At 58.7% G+C, this 15928-nt stretch carries 21 protein-coding genes and 1 pseudogene; 13 read left to right on the top strand and 9 right to left on the bottom strand.

The window, feature by feature from the left end:
* Positions 1 to 29: 29 nt before the first annotated feature.
* The 4 genes from VHE58_06760 to trxA form a co-directional block, all read right to left on the bottom strand.
* Entirely contained in the window at positions 30 to 1484 is a 1455-nt protein-coding gene (locus VHE58_06760; GenBank protein HVS26983.1) for a M48 family metalloprotease, read from the bottom strand.
* Between the two features lie 118 nt (positions 1485 to 1602).
* Positions 1603 to 1818, bottom strand: coding sequence for a 50S ribosomal protein L31 (rpmE, locus tag VHE58_06755; protein HVS26982.1), 216 nt, complete (start codon positions 1816 to 1818; stop codon positions 1603 to 1605).
* Between the two features lie 139 nt (positions 1819 to 1957).
* Complete coding sequence (gene rho, locus VHE58_06750; GenBank protein HVS26981.1) at positions 1958 to 3217, bottom strand: transcription termination factor Rho; 1260 nt, start codon at positions 3215 to 3217, stop codon at positions 1958 to 1960.
* A 147-nt stretch (positions 3218 to 3364) separates the two neighbouring features.
* Positions 3365 to 3691, bottom strand: coding sequence for a thioredoxin TrxA (gene trxA / locus VHE58_06745; GenBank protein ID HVS26980.1), 327 nt, complete (start codon positions 3689 to 3691; stop codon positions 3365 to 3367).
* 100 nt (positions 3692 to 3791) lie between these two features.
* Between trxA and VHE58_06740 the strand changes: the two genes are divergently transcribed.
* The 12 genes and pseudogenes from VHE58_06740 to VHE58_06685 all read left to right on the top strand — a co-directional run bounded on the left by VHE58_06740 (position 3792) and on the right by VHE58_06685 (position 13478).
* A complete protein-coding gene (locus VHE58_06740; GenBank protein ID HVS26979.1) occupies positions 3792 to 4118 on the top strand; it encodes a hypothetical protein in 327 nt (108 codons plus the stop codon).
* A gap of 40 nt (positions 4119 to 4158) precedes the next feature.
* Entirely contained in the window at positions 4159 to 4482 is a 324-nt protein-coding gene (gene fdxA, locus VHE58_06735; protein HVS26978.1) for a ferredoxin FdxA, read from the top strand.
* 108 nt (positions 4483 to 4590) lie between these two features.
* A complete protein-coding gene (locus VHE58_06730; GenBank protein ID HVS26977.1) occupies positions 4591 to 7317 on the top strand; it encodes a PD-(D/E)XK nuclease family protein in 2727 nt (908 codons plus the stop codon).
* Positions 7310 to 10864 (top strand): UvrD-helicase domain-containing protein, encoded by a 3555-nt coding sequence (locus VHE58_06725; protein HVS26976.1) that lies wholly within the window; start codon positions 7310 to 7312, stop codon positions 10862 to 10864. Before VHE58_06730 ends, VHE58_06725 begins: the two co-directional genes overlap by 8 nt.
* A 26-nt stretch (positions 10865 to 10890) precedes the next feature.
* Positions 10891 to 11206 (top strand): annotated as a pseudogene (locus VHE58_06720) (type II toxin-antitoxin system RelE/ParE family toxin).
* On the top strand, positions 11203 to 11538 hold the full coding sequence (locus VHE58_06715) for an addiction module antidote protein (GenBank protein HVS26975.1): 336 nt from the start codon (positions 11203 to 11205) through the stop codon (positions 11536 to 11538). Before VHE58_06720 ends, VHE58_06715 begins: the two are co-directional and overlap by 4 nt.
* A gap of 66 nt (positions 11539 to 11604) precedes the next feature.
* Positions 11605 to 11850 (top strand): AbrB/MazE/SpoVT family DNA-binding domain-containing protein, encoded by a 246-nt coding sequence (locus tag VHE58_06710; GenBank protein ID HVS26974.1) that lies wholly within the window; start codon positions 11605 to 11607, stop codon positions 11848 to 11850.
* Between the two features lie 3 nt (positions 11851 to 11853).
* Positions 11854 to 12132 carry a hypothetical protein gene (locus VHE58_06705; GenBank protein HVS26973.1) on the top strand — a complete coding sequence of 93 codons (279 nt, stop codon included), beginning with the start codon at positions 11854 to 11856 and terminating at the stop codon, positions 12130 to 12132.
* Between the two features lie 36 nt (positions 12133 to 12168).
* Positions 12169 to 12483: a DUF6516 family protein gene (locus VHE58_06700; GenBank protein HVS26972.1), complete on the top strand. Its 315-nt coding sequence runs from the start codon at positions 12169 to 12171 to the stop codon at positions 12481 to 12483.
* On the top strand, positions 12467 to 12826 hold the full coding sequence (locus VHE58_06695; GenBank protein ID HVS26971.1) for a MarR family transcriptional regulator: 360 nt from the start codon (positions 12467 to 12469) through the stop codon (positions 12824 to 12826). Before VHE58_06700 ends, VHE58_06695 begins: the two co-directional genes overlap by 17 nt.
* 77 nt (positions 12827 to 12903) lie before the next feature.
* The gene (locus VHE58_06690; protein ID HVS26970.1) at positions 12904 to 13083 is read left to right on the top strand and encodes a hypothetical protein; all 180 of its coding nucleotides are present in this window, start codon (positions 12904 to 12906) and stop codon (positions 13081 to 13083) included.
* Positions 13084 to 13208: 125 nt separating this feature from the next.
* Entirely contained in the window at positions 13209 to 13478 is a 270-nt protein-coding gene (locus VHE58_06685) for an AbrB/MazE/SpoVT family DNA-binding domain-containing protein (GenBank protein HVS26969.1), read from the top strand.
* On the opposite strand, the gene VHE58_06680 is transcribed toward VHE58_06685, so the two are convergent.
* Positions 13460 to 13819 (bottom strand): hypothetical protein, encoded by a 360-nt coding sequence (locus VHE58_06680; protein ID HVS26968.1) that lies wholly within the window; start codon positions 13817 to 13819, stop codon positions 13460 to 13462. The genes VHE58_06685 and VHE58_06680 overlap by 19 nt on opposite strands.
* On the opposite strand from VHE58_06680, the gene VHE58_06675 reads away from it, so the two are divergent.
* On the top strand, positions 13818 to 14192 hold the full coding sequence (locus VHE58_06675) for a helix-turn-helix domain-containing protein (protein ID HVS26967.1): 375 nt from the start codon (positions 13818 to 13820) through the stop codon (positions 14190 to 14192). The two genes, VHE58_06680 and VHE58_06675, sit on opposite strands and share 2 nt — an antisense overlap.
* A gap of 2 nt (positions 14193 to 14194) precedes the next feature.
* Here VHE58_06675 and VHE58_06670 read toward each other — a convergent pair whose 3' ends face one another.
* The 4 genes from VHE58_06670 to VHE58_06655 form a co-directional block, all read right to left on the bottom strand.
* Positions 14195 to 14365, bottom strand: coding sequence for a hypothetical protein (locus VHE58_06670; GenBank protein ID HVS26966.1), 171 nt, complete (start codon positions 14363 to 14365; stop codon positions 14195 to 14197).
* A gap of 210 nt (positions 14366 to 14575) precedes the next feature.
* Positions 14576 to 15022, bottom strand: a complete 447-nt coding sequence (locus tag VHE58_06665; GenBank protein HVS26965.1) for a DpnI domain-containing protein — start codon at positions 15020 to 15022, stop codon at positions 14576 to 14578.
* A 67-nt stretch (positions 15023 to 15089) separates the two neighbouring features.
* A complete protein-coding gene (locus VHE58_06660; protein ID HVS26964.1) occupies positions 15090 to 15752 on the bottom strand; it encodes a hypothetical protein in 663 nt (220 codons plus the stop codon).
* 65 nt (positions 15753 to 15817) lie between these two features.
* Positions 15818 to 15928, bottom strand: a 111-nt coding sequence (locus tag VHE58_06655) for an IS3 family transposase (protein ID HVS26963.1), incomplete at its 5' end; no start/stop codon positions are given.

The following is a 15928-nucleotide window of genomic DNA, read 5'->3' as shown; positions in this document are numbered from 1 at the left end:
TCGTTCCTTAGTGTGAGCGCGTTACGCCGTCATTCTACGATTTTCAGAGCCTGGCCGCGCAGCGGTTCCCCGGAAGGGTATTGTGCATTAAGCAGGCGCAGATGGTTTTCGGCGTTTTTTCCCAGCGGCGAATTTTTTGCAAGCCCCGCATAAGTGAGCCCGTCTCCGGCGCTGATGATTTTGATTTTGAGCGGCTTGGCGAGCCTGCGCTCGGCATCGGTGATGGCGTGAAAGCTTGAGGCGGTGGCGTTGAAGTTTTCCTGATAACGCTCGAAGGCGGATTTGGAAGCCGCGCCGCCGACAATCAGGAAGGCGTGGTTATTGAAATAAATGACCGTGACCCTGACCGGCTTGTCCTGGCTGGAAAGCGTCGCCGCGGCGGCGGGGAAGCCGTTGAGGGTGAGTGACTGGATTTCCACTCCGAAGGTAAGCCGCAGAAGTTTACGCAGGTAATCGGCGGGCGTGCCTTCCGGTTTGTTTTCGCCCAGACGCAAATCGACGCTTGCATCATTGCTCGGACTTTGCGCCTGCACCCGGTCGGGCAGGTTATGAATGCGCCAGCCCTCCGGAAATTTCAACGCCAGTCCCAATTCGCCGTGGTAAAAATTGCCGTTGCGGACGATGCCTTGTTGCGGACTGTCGCCGAAAATCATGCCGTCAATGTGCTTGAGAAACGCGTCGCGGTTTTCCACGGCATCAGGCCTGGTTACGCTTTGGGCCTCGGCCACCACCTGCTGCAAGCGCGTGTCGCTGTCCGGATGCGTGGCAAACAGCCCGTGGTAAGCGCGCGGCTCGCGGTCTTCCTGCTTGGCGACCTCGGCGTCGAATAATTCCTGGTTTTTCAGCACGCCGATCACTTTCACCATCGCTTGCGGATCGTAACCGGCGCGGCCCAGGTATTCGGCGCCCAGGCGGTCCGCCTCCAATTCATGCTCGCGCCCGTAGCCGGAGAGCAGGGCGTTGCCGAGCAAATTGGTGAGGTTGCTGCCCACCGCGCTGCGCATCCCCGGCAGGAACACCGAGACGATTTGCACGCCGACATTGGCGGCGGTCGCCGCGCTGATTTGCTGCACGCTGTGACGCGCCGTGACGTGGCCGGTTTCGTGGCCGAGCACGGCGCCCAGTTCCGCTTCGGAATTAAGATAGGCCACAATGCCGCGGGTAATATAAATGTAGCCGCCGGGCAGGGCGAAGGCGTTGACTTCGGTGGAATCAAGAACGGTGAAATGGTAGCTCAGATTAGGCCGATGGCTGTTGTGCGCGAGCTTCTGGCCGACTTGATTGACGTAGTCCTGCAGCGCCGGCACGTCATAAACGCGGTACTGCTTCCTGACATCGGCATCGGCGCTGCGGCCGGTGCTGATTTCCTGCGCTTCCGTCATCACTACGAAATTCGGGTTGCCGGTAACTGGGTTGGTCGCGCAGCTGGCGAGGCCAAGTATCAGGGGGATAAGGCTAAAACTGAACACGGATAATTGCTTCATGCGAGTATTCTAGCCGCTGACTGAAACGGAATAAAGTCTGGTCGCGCGTGGCGGGAGCAAACCGTTTTGTATAAACAAAAGGCAGCCGCAGCTACCTTCAATTTAACACGCGTGACAATTAAGACACGGTTTTTTTGCGGCTGTATTTTTGGCGGAATTTTTCGATGCGACCTGCGGTGTCCACGATTTTCTGCTTGCCGGTGTAGAACGGATGGCACACCGAGCATACCTCGATATGCAGCGCCCGGCCCAGCGTGGAGCGGGTCTTGAACTTGTTGCCGCAACTGCAGGTTACGGCGATTTCGTCGTATTTCGGATGGATGTCCGGTTTCATGGTGATGTCTCTGGAGGAACCTCCGCGGTTCCCGGTTTTGCGAAAGGCGGCAATTATGCGTCAAATCACATGCTGTTGCAAGCCGGATCAGGCAACCGTGGGACAGGCTACCGGAAAGCGGGAGCGAATTAAATTAAACTCAACCCCGTTTCATGGAGTCGAAGAAGTCCGCGTTATTCTTGGTCCCTCGCAGCTTCTCCAACAGGAATTCGGTTGCTTCCAGATCGTCCATCGGGTAGAGGAGCTTGCGCAGTACCCAGATTTTCTGCAGCACCTCGGGCTTGATGAGCAACTCCTCCTTGCGGGTGCCGGAGCGGTTGACGTTGATCGCCGGATAGGTGCGCTTCTCGTGCATGCGCCGGTCGAGGTGGATTTCCATGTTGCCGGTGCCCTTGAATTCTTCGTAAATCACGTCGTCCATTCGCGAGCCGGTATCGATCAGCGCGGTGGCGATAATGGTAAGCGAGCCGCCTTCCTCGATATTGCGCGCCGCGCCGAAGAAGCGTTTGGGCCGCTGCAGGGCGTTGGCGTCCACGCCGCCGGTCAGCACCTTGCCGGAAGCCGGCACCACGGTGTTGTAGGCGCGCGCGAGGCGCGTTATCGAATCCAGCAGGATCACCACGTCCTTTTTGTGCTCGATCAGGCGCTTCGCCTTTTCCAGTACCATCTCCGCCACCTGCACGTGGCGGGTGGCCGGCTCATCGAAAGTGGATGACACCACTTCGCCCTTGACCGATCTTTGCATTTCCGTCACTTCCTCCGGCCGCTCGTCAATCAACAACACGATCAGCACGACCTCGGGAAAATTCGCCGCGATCGAGTGCGCAATGTGCTGGAGCATCACGGTCTTGCCGGCCTTGGGCGGCGATACGATCAGCCCGCGCTGGCCCTTGCCGATCGGCGCAATCATGTCGATGACCCGCCCCGTGATATTTTCCTCGGCCTTGATGTCGCGCTCCAAGACGAAGTGTTCGGTGGGGAAGAGCGGCGTCAGGTTTTCAAACAGGATTTTGTGCTTGGAATTTTCCGGCGGCTCAAGATTGACTTTGTCCACCTTGACCAGCGCGAAATAGCGCTCGCCGTCCTTGGGCGTGCGGATTTCCCCTTCGATCGAATCCCCGGTGTGCAGGTTGAAGCGCCGGATCTGTGAGGGGCTCACATAAATGTCGTCAGGCCCGGCGAGATAAGACGTATCGGGCGAGCGCAGGAAGCCGAAGCCGTCGGGCAGCACTTCCAGCGTGCCTTCGCCAAAGATGCTTTCGCCCTTGCGCGCCTGGTTCTTGAGCAGGGCGAAAATCAGCTCCTGCTTGCGCAGGCGGTTGGCGCCGTCGATTTCATTGGTGATGGCCATGTCGACGAGTTCGGTGACATGGCGGGTTTTCAGGTCGGATAAATGCATAGTGGAGAATGCTCGATGAGAGTGAAAACGAGAGAACCGGGAAATTAAAGGGGTGCGGAACGGGACCTGTGCCCGCAACTGCTTGATGTGTTGCCAGTACTTATTATAGCGGGCTTCAACAGGTTATTGTCAATAAGAGTAACGACTTTAAATATTGCTGTCAATAAAAGCCGTCAACTGCGATTTCGACAGCGCGCCTACTTTGGTGGCTTCGATGTTGCCGTTCTTGAACAACATCAGGGTAGGAATGCCGCGGATGCCGTATTTCGGGGGCGTGGCTTGGTTGTCGTCAATGTTGAGCTTGGCAATCTTGAGGCGTCCGGCATATTCCTGCGCCACTTCGTCGAGTACCGGCGCAATTATCTTGCACGGACCGCACCATTCCGCCCAGTAATCCACCAGTACCGGCACGGGGGCCTGCAGCACCTCGGCTTCAAAGGTCTCGTCGGTGACGTGACATATATGACTGCTCATGAAATCCTCACGTTAGGGGAATTCGGCTGCGGAAGAGGGTGGTGAAACGTTGCTTGCGGTATTATATGCTAGCGAAAATCCACCGATTTGGGAAGCTGCATTGTTCATCGTCAAAATCCTGTTCAGCGTCGCGCTGTTGCTGGCGGCCTCCGAACTGGCCAAGCGCTCGACTTTCCTCGGCGCGATTGTGATCGCCCTGCCGCTCACTTCCATGCTGGCCATGACGTGGCTGTATCTTGACACTCGCGATGCGGACAAGGTGGCGGCGTTCGCCAGGGACATATTCTTCCTGGTGCCGCCTTCGCTGTTGTTTTTCCTGCCTTTCCTGCTCCAGCCGAAGAGCCACTGGCCGTTCTGGCTCAATTTCGGCGCGGGCTTTGCGCTGATGGCTGCGGCAATGCTGGGCTACCGATTTCTGGTAAAATAATTACATTAGTTTAGCCGTTTACCGCAAAAGGACGGTGGGAATGACTTACGTTGTAACCGAGAGCTGCATCAAATGCAAGTACACCGACTGCGTCGACGTCTGCCCGGTGGACTGCTTCCACGAAGGACCGAATTTCCTAGTGATCGATCCCGCTGAATGTATTGACTGCACCCTGTGCGTCGCGGAATGCCCGGTGGAGGCGATTTTCGCCGAGGATGACGTGCCGGAGAACCAGAAACATTTTACCCCGCTCAATGCCGAGCTTTCCAAGATTTGGAAAGTCATCATAGAGAAGAAACCCGCCCCTCCCGACGCCGACGAGTGGACCAAGGTCAAGGACAAGTTGAAGCTCCTGGAGCGTTAAGCCGACCGTTTAAGAAGTTTCATCCCGGACCGCCCGCAGTTGACCGACACGGGCTGCACGTGCCGAAATGTCGCGGCGCTTCCGGAACAATATGTGCCGCGACAGCCAATGAGCACAGCCTTGGAATTTCCCTTCCTGCCCCGCGCCTCACTCATCCAGACCGCTGAGCGGGGCGCCACCTTAATCACACCCAACCGCAGGCTGGCTCGGGCAATCAAGCGCGAATTCGACGCCGGGCAGATCAAGCGCGGCCGTTCGGTCTGGCCCGCGGCCGATATCCTCCCTTACAGCGCATTCCTAGAACGGTCATGGTCGGAGCTTGCGCGCATTGAGCGCGGCGCAACGCTGCTTTCCGCGGAACAGGAAACTGCGCTGTGGGAGCGGGTGATCGCCGACTCGCCGCAGGGAGAGATCCTGCTCAATCCCGCCGCCACTGCGAGCCAGGCGCGCGAGGCTTGGTCCATCCGGCACGCTTTCCGCATTGAATTCGCGCGCTACGCCGCCGCCCTCGATGAGGACAGCGCGGTTTTCCGCCGCTGGGCGGAGCGCTATGGAAAAATCTGCGCCGAAAAAAACTGGCTTGATAGCGCGCGGCTGGCCGATGCAATCGCCGCTTCCGGTACGGTTCTCAAGCCGCGCAAAATCGTGCTCTACGGCTTTGACCAGCTTTCACCCCAGCAGCGGACGTTTTTCGAAGCGCTGGCTGCGGCGGGCGGCAGCGTAAGCGAAGCGGGACCGGAAGCGAACGCTGCGCCCGCTGTGCGCACAGGCTTCCCAGATGCCGAGGCCGAGCTGTATGCCGTCGCGTCGCAGATAAAACAGACGCTTGCGGAGCGACTGAATACGCGCATCGGCGTCGTCGTTCCCGATCTCTCGGCGCGCCGCGCGGACCTCGTGCGCATCTTCGACGACGTGCTGCAGCCGGCACGCGTGGTGTCCGCATCGCGCGAGCGCGCACGGCCGTACAATGTTTCATTGGGATTGGCGCTCACCGATTATCCGTTGGTGGCGAGCGCGCTGCGCATCCTTGAGCTGGCGCGCGGCGAGCTGGCGCTGGATGACATGGGTTCGTTGCTGAGAAGTCCCTTCCTCGCGGCGGCGGAGCAGGAGTTCACCCTCCGCGCGCTGCTTGATGCGAGCCTGCGCCGGAGCGGGCGGCTTACCGTCACGCTCAAAATGCTCGCGCGCGAAGCGCACGGCGCCAACACGCCGCAACTCGCCGCGCGGCTCGCCGCATGGATAGAGCGGGCCGGCGGCGCGAGGAAGACGAAACAGCCGCCCTCCGCGTGGAGCGCCGTCTTCCAGCAACTGCTCGCGGGTCTGGGCTGGCCAGGCGAGCGCACGCTGGATTCCGAAGAGTATCAAACCTTTGGCAAGTGGCGCGAAATCGTGTCGAAGCTCTCCGCGCTCGATCTCATCGCGCCGCGCCTCGGTTATGACGAAGCGCTTAAGAATCTGAAGCGGCTGGCCGGCGACGCGCCGTTCCAGCCCGAATCTCCGGAAGTGCCGGTGCAGGTGCTGGGCGTGCTGGAAGCAAACGCTTTGGAGTTTGATCTCTTGTTCGTCACCGGCTTGACCGACGAAACATGGCCGGAACCGCCTCACCCCAATCCCTTCCTGCCGCTCGCAGTGCAGCGCAAGCTTAACGTGCCGCACGCCGGCGCTGACTGGCAGCTTGAGTTCGCGCGCCGCGCGACCGGTGCGTGGCGCGCTTGCGCGAAAGACGTCCGCTTCAGCTATCCGCTGCGCGACGGCGACCGCGAACTCAGGCCGAGTCCCCTGTTGCGCGAAGTGCCGGAAGCGCAACCGACGCCGGCGGATGCCGCGCTCTACCGCCGCGCCATCTTCGCCGCGCGCGCGGTCGAGATGCTCGCTGATTTCAAAGCGCCGCGGCTGCCCGCCGGCATTGAGGTTCGCGGCGGCGCGGAATTCTTCAAGAACCAGGCGGCGTGCCCGTTCCGTGCATTCGCGCTGCACCGCCTCGGCGCAACGGGTGTGGAAGCGGGACACGCCGGGTTGGATGCCCGCGACCGCGGCCTGCTGATGCACCGCGCCGCGGAAAATCTTTGGAAGGAACTGAAAAACAGCAAGCAGTTGGCCGGCGCCAGCGAGGAAGAATTGAAAGCGGCGGTCGGGCGCGCGGCGGCGGATGCGCTGGACAGCATGCGCAAGAAGCGCCCCGATGTCATGACTCAGGCTTTCACCGCGCTTGAGCAGGAACGCGTTGCGGTGCTGCTGCTGCGCTTGCTTGAGCTGGAAAAGAATCGTGCGCCGTTCGAGCTGCTCGCGCGCGAGAAACCGCAACGGGTGACGGTCGCCGGTGTCGAAGTGTCCACCCGGCCCGACCGCATGGACCGGCTCGCCGACGGCAGCCGCGTCATTCTCGACTACAAAACGGGCAGGAAAGCTGGGGTCGGCAACTGGCTCGGCGAGCGGCCCGACGAGCCGCAATTACCGCTCTACGCGGTGAGCGCCGGGCGCGACGACGTCGCGGCGGTGGCTTTCGTGCAGCTGCACGCGCAGGACGTGCTGTTCAAGGGGCTGTCGCGCGAGGAAGAACTGCTGCCGGGCGTTCACACCATCGCCGCAACCAAAACCGCCGCAAAGGAATGCGCTGGCTGGGCGGAACTGTTCGAAGATTGGCGCGTCATGCTGGAAAATCTCGCCCGCGAATATCTCGACGGCCGTGCAGACGTTTCGCCCAAGGATTATCCAAAAACCTGCCGGGACTGCGACTTGGGTACCTTTTGCCGGGTAAAAGAAATCAAGGATCGCGGCCCGGTGACAGAGCCTGTCCTGAGCTCAGTCGAAGGAGAGGAGGAAGACGATGACTGAAACCCGCGCCGCAGCTGACGCCCGCGCTCGTGAGCGCGCGCTCGACGTCGCGCGCTCCTTCATCGTGCAGGCGCCGGCGGGCTCGGGCAAGACCGAGCTGCTGATTCAGCGCTATCTCGCGCTGCTCGCGCGCGTGGACGCGCCCGAAGAAATCGTCGCCATCACTTTCACGCGCAAGGCCGCAAGCGAAATGCGCAACCGCGTGCTCGCTGCTCTGGCCTCCGCTGATAGCGCCGCGCCGCCCGATAAGCCCCACGAGCAAATCACGCGCGAACTCGCCAAGGCGGTCGCTGCGCGCGATGCTAAGGCGCGCTGGGCGCTTGCGCATAATCCTGGGCGGCTGCGCATCCAGACCATAGATGCGCTGTGTGCGTGGCTCACGCGCCACCTGCCGGTGCTATCCGGTTTCGGCGCGCAGCCCGCAATCCTGGAAAAAGCCGACGAACTCCACCTTGAAGCCGCGCAGCGCACGCTCGCCGGGCTCGACGCGAGGGAGGAGTGGTCGGATTTGGTGGCACGCGTCCTGCGTCATCTCGACAACGACGTGGATAAGGCGCGGGAATTGATCGCCACCATGCTCGCGCGCCGCGACCAATGGCTGCGCCATGTTGCGGACAAAACTTCGCCGCGCCTCACGTGCTCGACATTGGAAACCGCGCTTGCCGACGTGACTCGTGATGCGCTCGCAAGCCTCACGGCGCTCATGCCACAGGACGCGCGCGCAGAACTCGTCTCGCTCGCGGCTTACGCCGCGGAAAATCTCGCCGTCGCCGGCAAGACATCGTCGGTCACCGCATGCCGCGGCATGCAAGCGATTCCCGGAGCAGCGCTCGAAGATCTTCCCGCCTGGCGCGGATTGGCCGGGCTTTTGCTCACAGATAGCGGCGGGCTGCGCCAGCGCCTCACCGAGAACGAAGGCTTTCCCGCGCCCACCGCAGCCAAGGGCGCGGAGAAACAGCGGCGTGAGGACGCCAAGAAACGCTTTGAGACAATCATTGCAACGCTTTCCAATCACCGCACTTTCATCGAACGGCTCGATGAAACCCGCATCCTGCCGCCCGCCGCCTACACCGACGCTCAATGGGAAGTCGTGGACGCGCTGGCTGCTCTGCTGCCGGTGGCGGTGGCGCAGCTCGAAGTGCTGTTCAAGGAACGCAGCGAAGTGGACTTCACGCAAGTGTCGCAGGCCGCGGTGCGCGCACTGGGCGAGCCTGATAATCCCACTGATCTTGCGCTGGCGCTCGACTGCCGCATCCGCCATATCCTGGTGGATGAATTTCAGGACACGTCTTTCAGCCAGTTCGAATTGCTCGAGCGCCTGACCGCGGGCTGGCAGACTGATGACGGCAGGACGCTTTTTGTCGTGGGCGATCCGATGCAATCCATCTACCGCTTTCGCGAGGCGGAGGTGGGGCTGTATCTGCGCGCGCGGCGCGAAGGCATCGGCGGCATCGCGCTCGAGCCGCTCACGCTCGCGCTCAACTTCCGCTCGCAGCAGGGCATTGTGGATTGGGTAAACAAGACTTTCAGCGCCGTGCTCCCCGACGAGGAAGACCTCGCGAGCGGCGCGGTGCCGTTCGCCGCTTCCGACGCCGTGCATCCTGCGGCGGGAGATGCGGTGACGCTGCATCCCCTGCTTGCAATGGAGCGCGAGGCGGAAGCGAAGCTCGTCACCAGTCTGGTGCAAGCCGCTCGCGCTGAAAATCCAGACCAGACCATTGCGATCCTGGTGAGAAGCCGCGCGCATCTCGTCAAAATCGCTCCGCGCTTGAAAGCAGCGGGGCTCAGGTTCCAGGCCATTGAAATCGAGCAGCTTGGCCACCGGCCGGTGGTGCAGGATTTGCTCGCGCTCACTCGCGCGCTTATTCATCCGGCGGATAGCATTGCCTGGCTTGCAGTGCTGCGCGCGCCGTGGTGCGGAATGACGCTCGCCGATTTGGATGCGCTCGCCGGCCACGATCATAACAAGACCATCTGGGATCTCATGAACGACGGTGTCGCCCAGTCGCGGCTATCCCAAGACGGCAGCAAGCGCATGGCGCGAGTGCGCGAAATACTCGGTGCGGCGCTTGCGCTGCGCAGGCGCGAGCCGCTTAGGCGCTGGATCGAAGGTGCTTGGCTCGCGCTGGGCGGTCCCGCTTGCGCTGAAGACGAAACGGATATTGAAGACGCGCAGGTGTTCCTCAAGCTCCTCGACGAGCTGGAAGAAGGTGGCGATTTGGCCGCGCTGGAAACGCTCGCCGAGCGTGTTGCTGCGCTCTACGCACTGCCTGATACGAAAGCGGATGCGCGGCTGCAGGTGATGACCATGCACAAGGCGAAAGGACTGGAGTTCGACACCGTGATCGTGCCGGGTCTGGGTTATGCTCCGCCGCGCAAGGAGCCGCGGCTGTTGATTTGGCTTGAGCGCCCGCGCACGCAATCGGCATCCGACCTGCTGCTCGCGCCGATCAAGGAAGCGAGCGAGCAAACCGACGAGATTTACCGTTACCTCGACCGGCTGGACGACGTGAAGGAAGCGCACGAAGACGCGCGGCTCATCTACGTCGCAGCGACGCGCGCCAAATCGCGGCTGCATCTCATCGGGCAGGTGGATGGCAATGGAAAAAGTCTCAAACCCAAATCGAGATCGCTGCTCGAACGCCTGTGGCCCGTGGTTAGTAGCGAGTTTGAGAAAGCGGCGCAGTCACACGATGACTCCCTCTCCCTCGATATTAATTCCCTCCCCCTCAGGGGGCATGATAAAAATAGCTCCCTCTCCCTCGGGGACAATAAAAATAACTCCCTCTCCCTCAGCGGGGACAATAAAAATGACCCCCTCCCCCTCAGGGGGAGGGTTGGGGTGGGGGTGGTTCAAGAACTGAATCCAGAGATTGATCAGCCTGCAATTCGCCGCCTCGTCTCCGGCTGGCAGCCGCCCGCGCCGCCGGAAGGTCTTGCCTGGAAGCCGCGCGCGGAAATTCCCTACGAAGCGAAGAGCCCGCATGACGAAGTCGAGTTCTCATGGGCTTCCGAGACGGCGAAGCACGCGGGAACGATCGTGCACCGCTGGCTGCAGGCCATCGGCGAAGAGCAAAAGCAGAACTGGGACCGCAGCCGCATCGAGGCTTTGCGCCCCTCGTTCAAGGCAGAGCTTTTAAGCGTGGGTGTTCCGCAAGAGGAAATCAACGCGGCAGTGGACCGGGTCGCCGCGGCGCTGGTGCAAACCCTCGAAGACAAGCGCGGGCGCTGGCTGCTTGGCAGCAAGCGCGAAGCCCACTGCGAGTGGCGGCTCACCGGATTGCTTGACGGCGAGTTGGTGGATGTCGCGATTGACCGGACTTTTGTTGACGAAAGCGGCGTGCGCTGGATTGTGGACTACAAGACCGGCACGCATGAAGGCGGCGACCTGGAAGAATTCCTTAACCGCGAGCAGGAGCGCTACCGGAAACAACTTGAGCAGTACGCCGCGCTCATGCGCATGCTCGATAGCCGCGAAATCAGACTGGGACTTTATTTCCCGCTGCTCAAAGGATGGCGGGAGTGGAAGCCAATAGGGATTGACTAATGTTCGCTTTTAAGCGAAAATAGTGTATGGAAGTCCGCCATTACCTGACGGAGTCGGGCCGAGATCTTTACCAGACATGGCTCGATGGTCTCAAGGATATGCGGGCACGGGTTGCCATTCAACGTCGGGTCGACCGATTAACTGTTGGTAATTATGGTGATCACAAGTTTTGCCGCGATGGGGTTTGGGAATTGCGGATTGATGTCGGTGCGGGTTATCGAGTGTATTACACTCAAGCAAGGCGGACCATCGCGCTTCTCTTGTGTGGTAGCGGCAAGCGCACAAGCCGATATCGACCGTGCCGTGAACTACTGGAGTGACTATCAACGGAGATTGCCATGAAGCGCAAGTCAAAAGTATTACCGTTTCGCAACCACGAGGAAGCGACAGTCGCGAGCTTTCGTGACGATCCGAAATTCGCCGCGGAGTATCTCAATGCCGTGCTTGAAGAAGGCGACCAAGACGAACTGTTGCTCGCCCTTCGTTACATGGCTAAAGCTTTCGGTGGCGTGTCTAAGCTGGCGGAGGAGGCGGAGCTTAATGCCACGTCGCTTTACCGAACACTTTCACCCCATGGTAATCCTGAACTTAAAAGTTTGACAGCGCTGTTGAAGGCAATGGGAATGCGGCTTGCGGTTGAGCCTGTGCGTGAACGCGGCGCGCGCCGGCCGTGAGCGTGCATTGCATTCCTTGGCCGTAAGTATTACCACAATGAACCGAGGTAATACTCAGGATCTTTTATGGCACATCAAGTCACAACCAAAGGTCAGGTCACCATCCCCAAGCGGGTGCGGGAATATCTCGGCATTCGTCCGGGCACCAGGGTCGAGTTCGATGTCAATGCCAAAGGGGACGTGCTGCTGCGCAAGGCGGGGCGGCAGTCGAAGCGCGTCCGCCCCCGCAGCCGCTTCGCCGCGATTCGCGGCGCCGCCACCGTGCGGCTGAGCACCGAGGAGATCCTCGCGCTCACGCGCGGCGAGGACTAGCGCTTGGTCCTCGTCGACACCAACGTTCTCCTGGACGTGGTGAGCCGCCATTCGCAGCGGGCGTCGCGCTTGCTGCCGAGCAACCAGCGCCTCGCGCGGGAATTCCTCGACCGGGAGCAGGAGCGCTACCGCGTCCAGCTTGGCCGCTATGCCGCGCTCATGCGAATGCTCGACGGCCGGCATTTTAGTTCCCTCCCCTTCAAGGGGAGGACAAGGGAGGGGATGGGATTCTATTCTCCGCTGCTCAAGGGGTGGCGGGAGTGGTCTCCAGATATGGCTTGATGCACTGGATGTTTGTTATATGGTATAGTATGCCATATGGCGAGCAAAGCCAGAAAAGCTACCCTGCTGTTACACGAGAAAGTTGTGCTGGCCAATGGCGCAGTCGTAGAGTTGGTGATCTGGCAACTACCGCGCGCGACACCCGACCGCCCGCACGGGCTGAAGTACCGACTATATTTCGGCCGAGGCGGCAAGTGTCTGGTGCGTTACGACAACGAGTCAGGAAAGGGCGACCACCGGCACGTTAAAGGCCGCGAGGAACCATATCGGTTTATCTCGATAGCCAAATTGCGGCGGGTTTTTGAAGCGGATATTCGGAAATATGGAGGCGAAGATGAAAAGGAAAATTGAAGTAACCGTAGGCAATCTTTCTGGTGCGCTGAATCGATTCGAGCGCACCTGGCGGCGCGCAGAGCAGGGGCGGAAGCAGCGCCCGGAGATTCGGTTGAGTTTCGAAGATTTGCCGACGCTCCTCAAAAATCTGACACCTGCGCGTTGGACGCTGCTCGAAGTGCTCAAGCGTAAAGGGCCGCTGTCCATCAATGAGCTTGCGCGGCGATTGGAGCGCAACTACAAGAACGTTCATACCGATGTGTCGCGCCTGATCGAGCTCGGTCTGATTGAACGCCGCGCTGATCGGCGGGTCGCGGTTGCATGGGATATCGTAACGGCGGAGATGAGATTGGCAGCGTGAACGCAGGGGAATTGGCGCTCGACATTCGGCTCTGACACCATCTTACGCAATTCTGGCGATTGAACGGACTTTTGTGGATGAAAACGGCGTGCGCTGGATCGTTGATTACAAAACCGGCCGAAGGCGGCGATCTGGAAGAATTCCTTAACCGCGAGCAGGAGCGTTACCGGAAACAACTTGAGCAGTACGCCAAGCTCATGCGCATGCTCGACAGCTGGCATTTTAGTTCCCTCCCCTTCAAGGGGAGGACAAGGTAGGGGATGGGGTTCTATTCTCCGCTGCTCAAAGGGTGGCGGGAGTGGTCGTTTTAGGTTGGTCATAGTCTTGACGCATGCGCCAAAAGTAGTTACAGTAATTACGTTAATTTCGTCACCCGATTACCATGCAAAAACTGTCTCGCAACGTCGAACTCAAAATTGTGCCAATCGGCAACTCGCGCGGCGTGCGACTGCCAAAAACAATTATCGATAAATACGCCATCAAAGATTCGGTTGTGCTCGAAGAGCGTCAGGAAGGGCTGCTTCTGCGCAGCAAAACGGACAAGCGGCTGTCATGGGAAGAAACCTTCAAGGAAATGGCGCACGAACACGAAGACTGGAGCGATCTTGACGTTACGCTCACCGATGGGCTCAATCAAGGAGACAAATGGTAAGCCGGAGCGTTGAACGCTACGGCATCTACCTCGCGGATCTTGATCCCGCACGCGGCGGCGAAATCGCAAAGACAAGGCCGGTAGTCGTCGTCAGCCTGAATGAAATGAACCAGCATCTCGAAACCGTCGTTGTCTGCCCTCTGACTACCAAACTTCATCCGCGCTGGCGAAGCCGCATTCAATGCATTTGCGCTGGCCGCAAGGCCGAGATTGCGGTTGATCAGATTCGCACGATTAGCAAGGAACGGCTTGGCAGGAGGCGCGACGCGCTTGAACCGGGCGCTGCCGCGCAACTGCGCCGATTGATAAGAGAAATGTATGGCGAATAACCGCACCGTCATGGAACTGCGACTGATTAAGACTAAACGTGAATATCAGGCTGCGCTGAAGGAAGTCGAAGCGCTTTGGGATGCACCCGAAGGCTCGAAGGATGCTGATCGCCTCGAAGTGCTCGTGCTTTTAATCGAAGCCTACGAAGCAAAGCACTATCCGATTCCTGCTCCCGAGCCGATAGACTTTCTACATCATGTAATGGAATCGCGGGGGCTCACGCGCAAAGACCTTGAAACCTACATCGGGTCACGTGCACGTGTGGCGGAAGTGCTGAATCGGGTACGACCGCTTTCGTTGGATATGGTCAGGCGGCTTTCGGCAGGATTGAAAATCCCAAGCGATGTGCTGATTCGGCGATACCCACTGGAGCGTGCTGCTTAGTCTCAAGTAAGGCTGCAATCGTAAGCAAAAGCGTCCGGCGTGCGCTGGGATAGTGGATTACAAAACCGGCCGAAGGCGGCGACCTGGAAGAATTCCTCGACCGCGAGCAGGAGCACTACCGGAAACAGCTTGAGCAATACGCCGCGCTCATGCGCGCGCTCGACAACCGGCATTTTAGTTCCCTCCCCTTCAAGGGGAGGACAAGGGAGGGGATGGGGTTCTATTCTCCACTGCTTAAAGGGTGGCGGGAGTGGGACAAGAAAAATCGACTCTAACCCCTTATGTTGATGAGGACCAGCCGTAACGCATGAAGCATGCGTAGGGTGTAGAGGCACAAAACCGATGGGAGGGCCTTGTTTTTTTGATCGCCCCCTTAATTCAATTCAGGCAATTCGGACGACCCCTTGGCCAGAAACGGTGGTCAAATCGTAACGGAACCCCCGCCATCCAGCTTTCCTTGCCGTACGACTCAGGGGCTTTCTCGGTAAGAACATATCCGGAAACTGCAAGTCGGCAGCAAGATAATAGATCGCAGACAATCGTTGTCGGATAAGGACAATGAACAGCGAGAAATAGATTCCAGCTTTCATCCGCGCATGCTGCGGGGCCCATGCCGCCCCTAATAGTTGTTTTGGTAGTTTCTCAATATTTTTGACTCGCGCTGCTTTAACTTGGGCAAGATAACCACAAAAATCACAGATTACATCGGCACATTTAAAATTATTTGGTAGACACTTCAGTGTTCCCTTGCGCTTACAGTGCGGACAGGCGCAGCGCTTCACAACAATCTCCTCTCCGAAGTCGCCTAGTTGCTGTTTTTTTGTCCGCATACACCCACCTTAGACAGCGTTACTGTTGCGAATTCAAATATTGAGAACGCTTTCAAAGCATCTACTTTTATATGTGCTTCGAAAGTATCTGGAGTGCACTGATAATTACCCACATATGGTGCCCCACGTTCTTCCGTAAGCGCTTCTCCGTTGCTGCCTTGTTTTTCTTGTGAGTAACTCCGATACGATCTGCATTTATTCTCGCCAGAGCGTCACCAGTTTGTTGGTCGTCTCCTGTTGGGCTGACGATCTTTTCAAATTTTTGCTTCAGTTGACCCATCGTAAGTTTTTCGATGGCCTGTCTCAGCAGAGTGGTCGGGCCAGTCTTTGTCATTACTTTGATTCGACCTGATTGTGAGAATACTCTGAAATAGAGTCGCGCTTTTTCTTCAAGCAACTTGCACGCTTCTTCAAATCCTCCAAACCAGTCTCCTTTTTCAAATTTCTCGTATGTTGGCGCAAGCCAATGTCTAACCTTACCGTGGAAATCCGCAAGATTTGGTAGCCCGATATTTATCGCCAAATCGTGTGGTGGTAAAAGTTCGACGACTCGGTTGACGGAATATAAATACAAACCTATTCGATTGTCCTGAAGAAACTGTATGACCAAGGGAGTAGGTTGTCTATCAGTGGCGAATACGATCCGTGTATCTTTGGTGCAAGATTTGCCATATTTGGTCCACGCAACGAGGAATTTTAATCGTGGATTACGACCAACTTGGACAAACATTGTTGTCTGCGCTCGTTTTGCAGAAAACGTCGGAATGGGCTGCACCCGGTTCGGTGGACACCCACCTAAGCTAATTGCATCTGGTTTTCGAACTCCATCGGGCTCACATATCCGAGCGTCGAATGCCGGCGCCGCGGGTTATAGAAGCGCTCAATATAATCAAATACGTCGGCCTT

This window comes from Burkholderiales bacterium, assembly GCA_035543335.1.
In the GTDB taxonomy this organism is placed as follows: Bacteria; Pseudomonadota; Gammaproteobacteria; order Burkholderiales; family JAHFRG01; genus JAHFRG01.
Note: the sequence above shows the minus strand (reverse complement) of the source record. Positions and strands in the feature narration are given on the sequence as shown.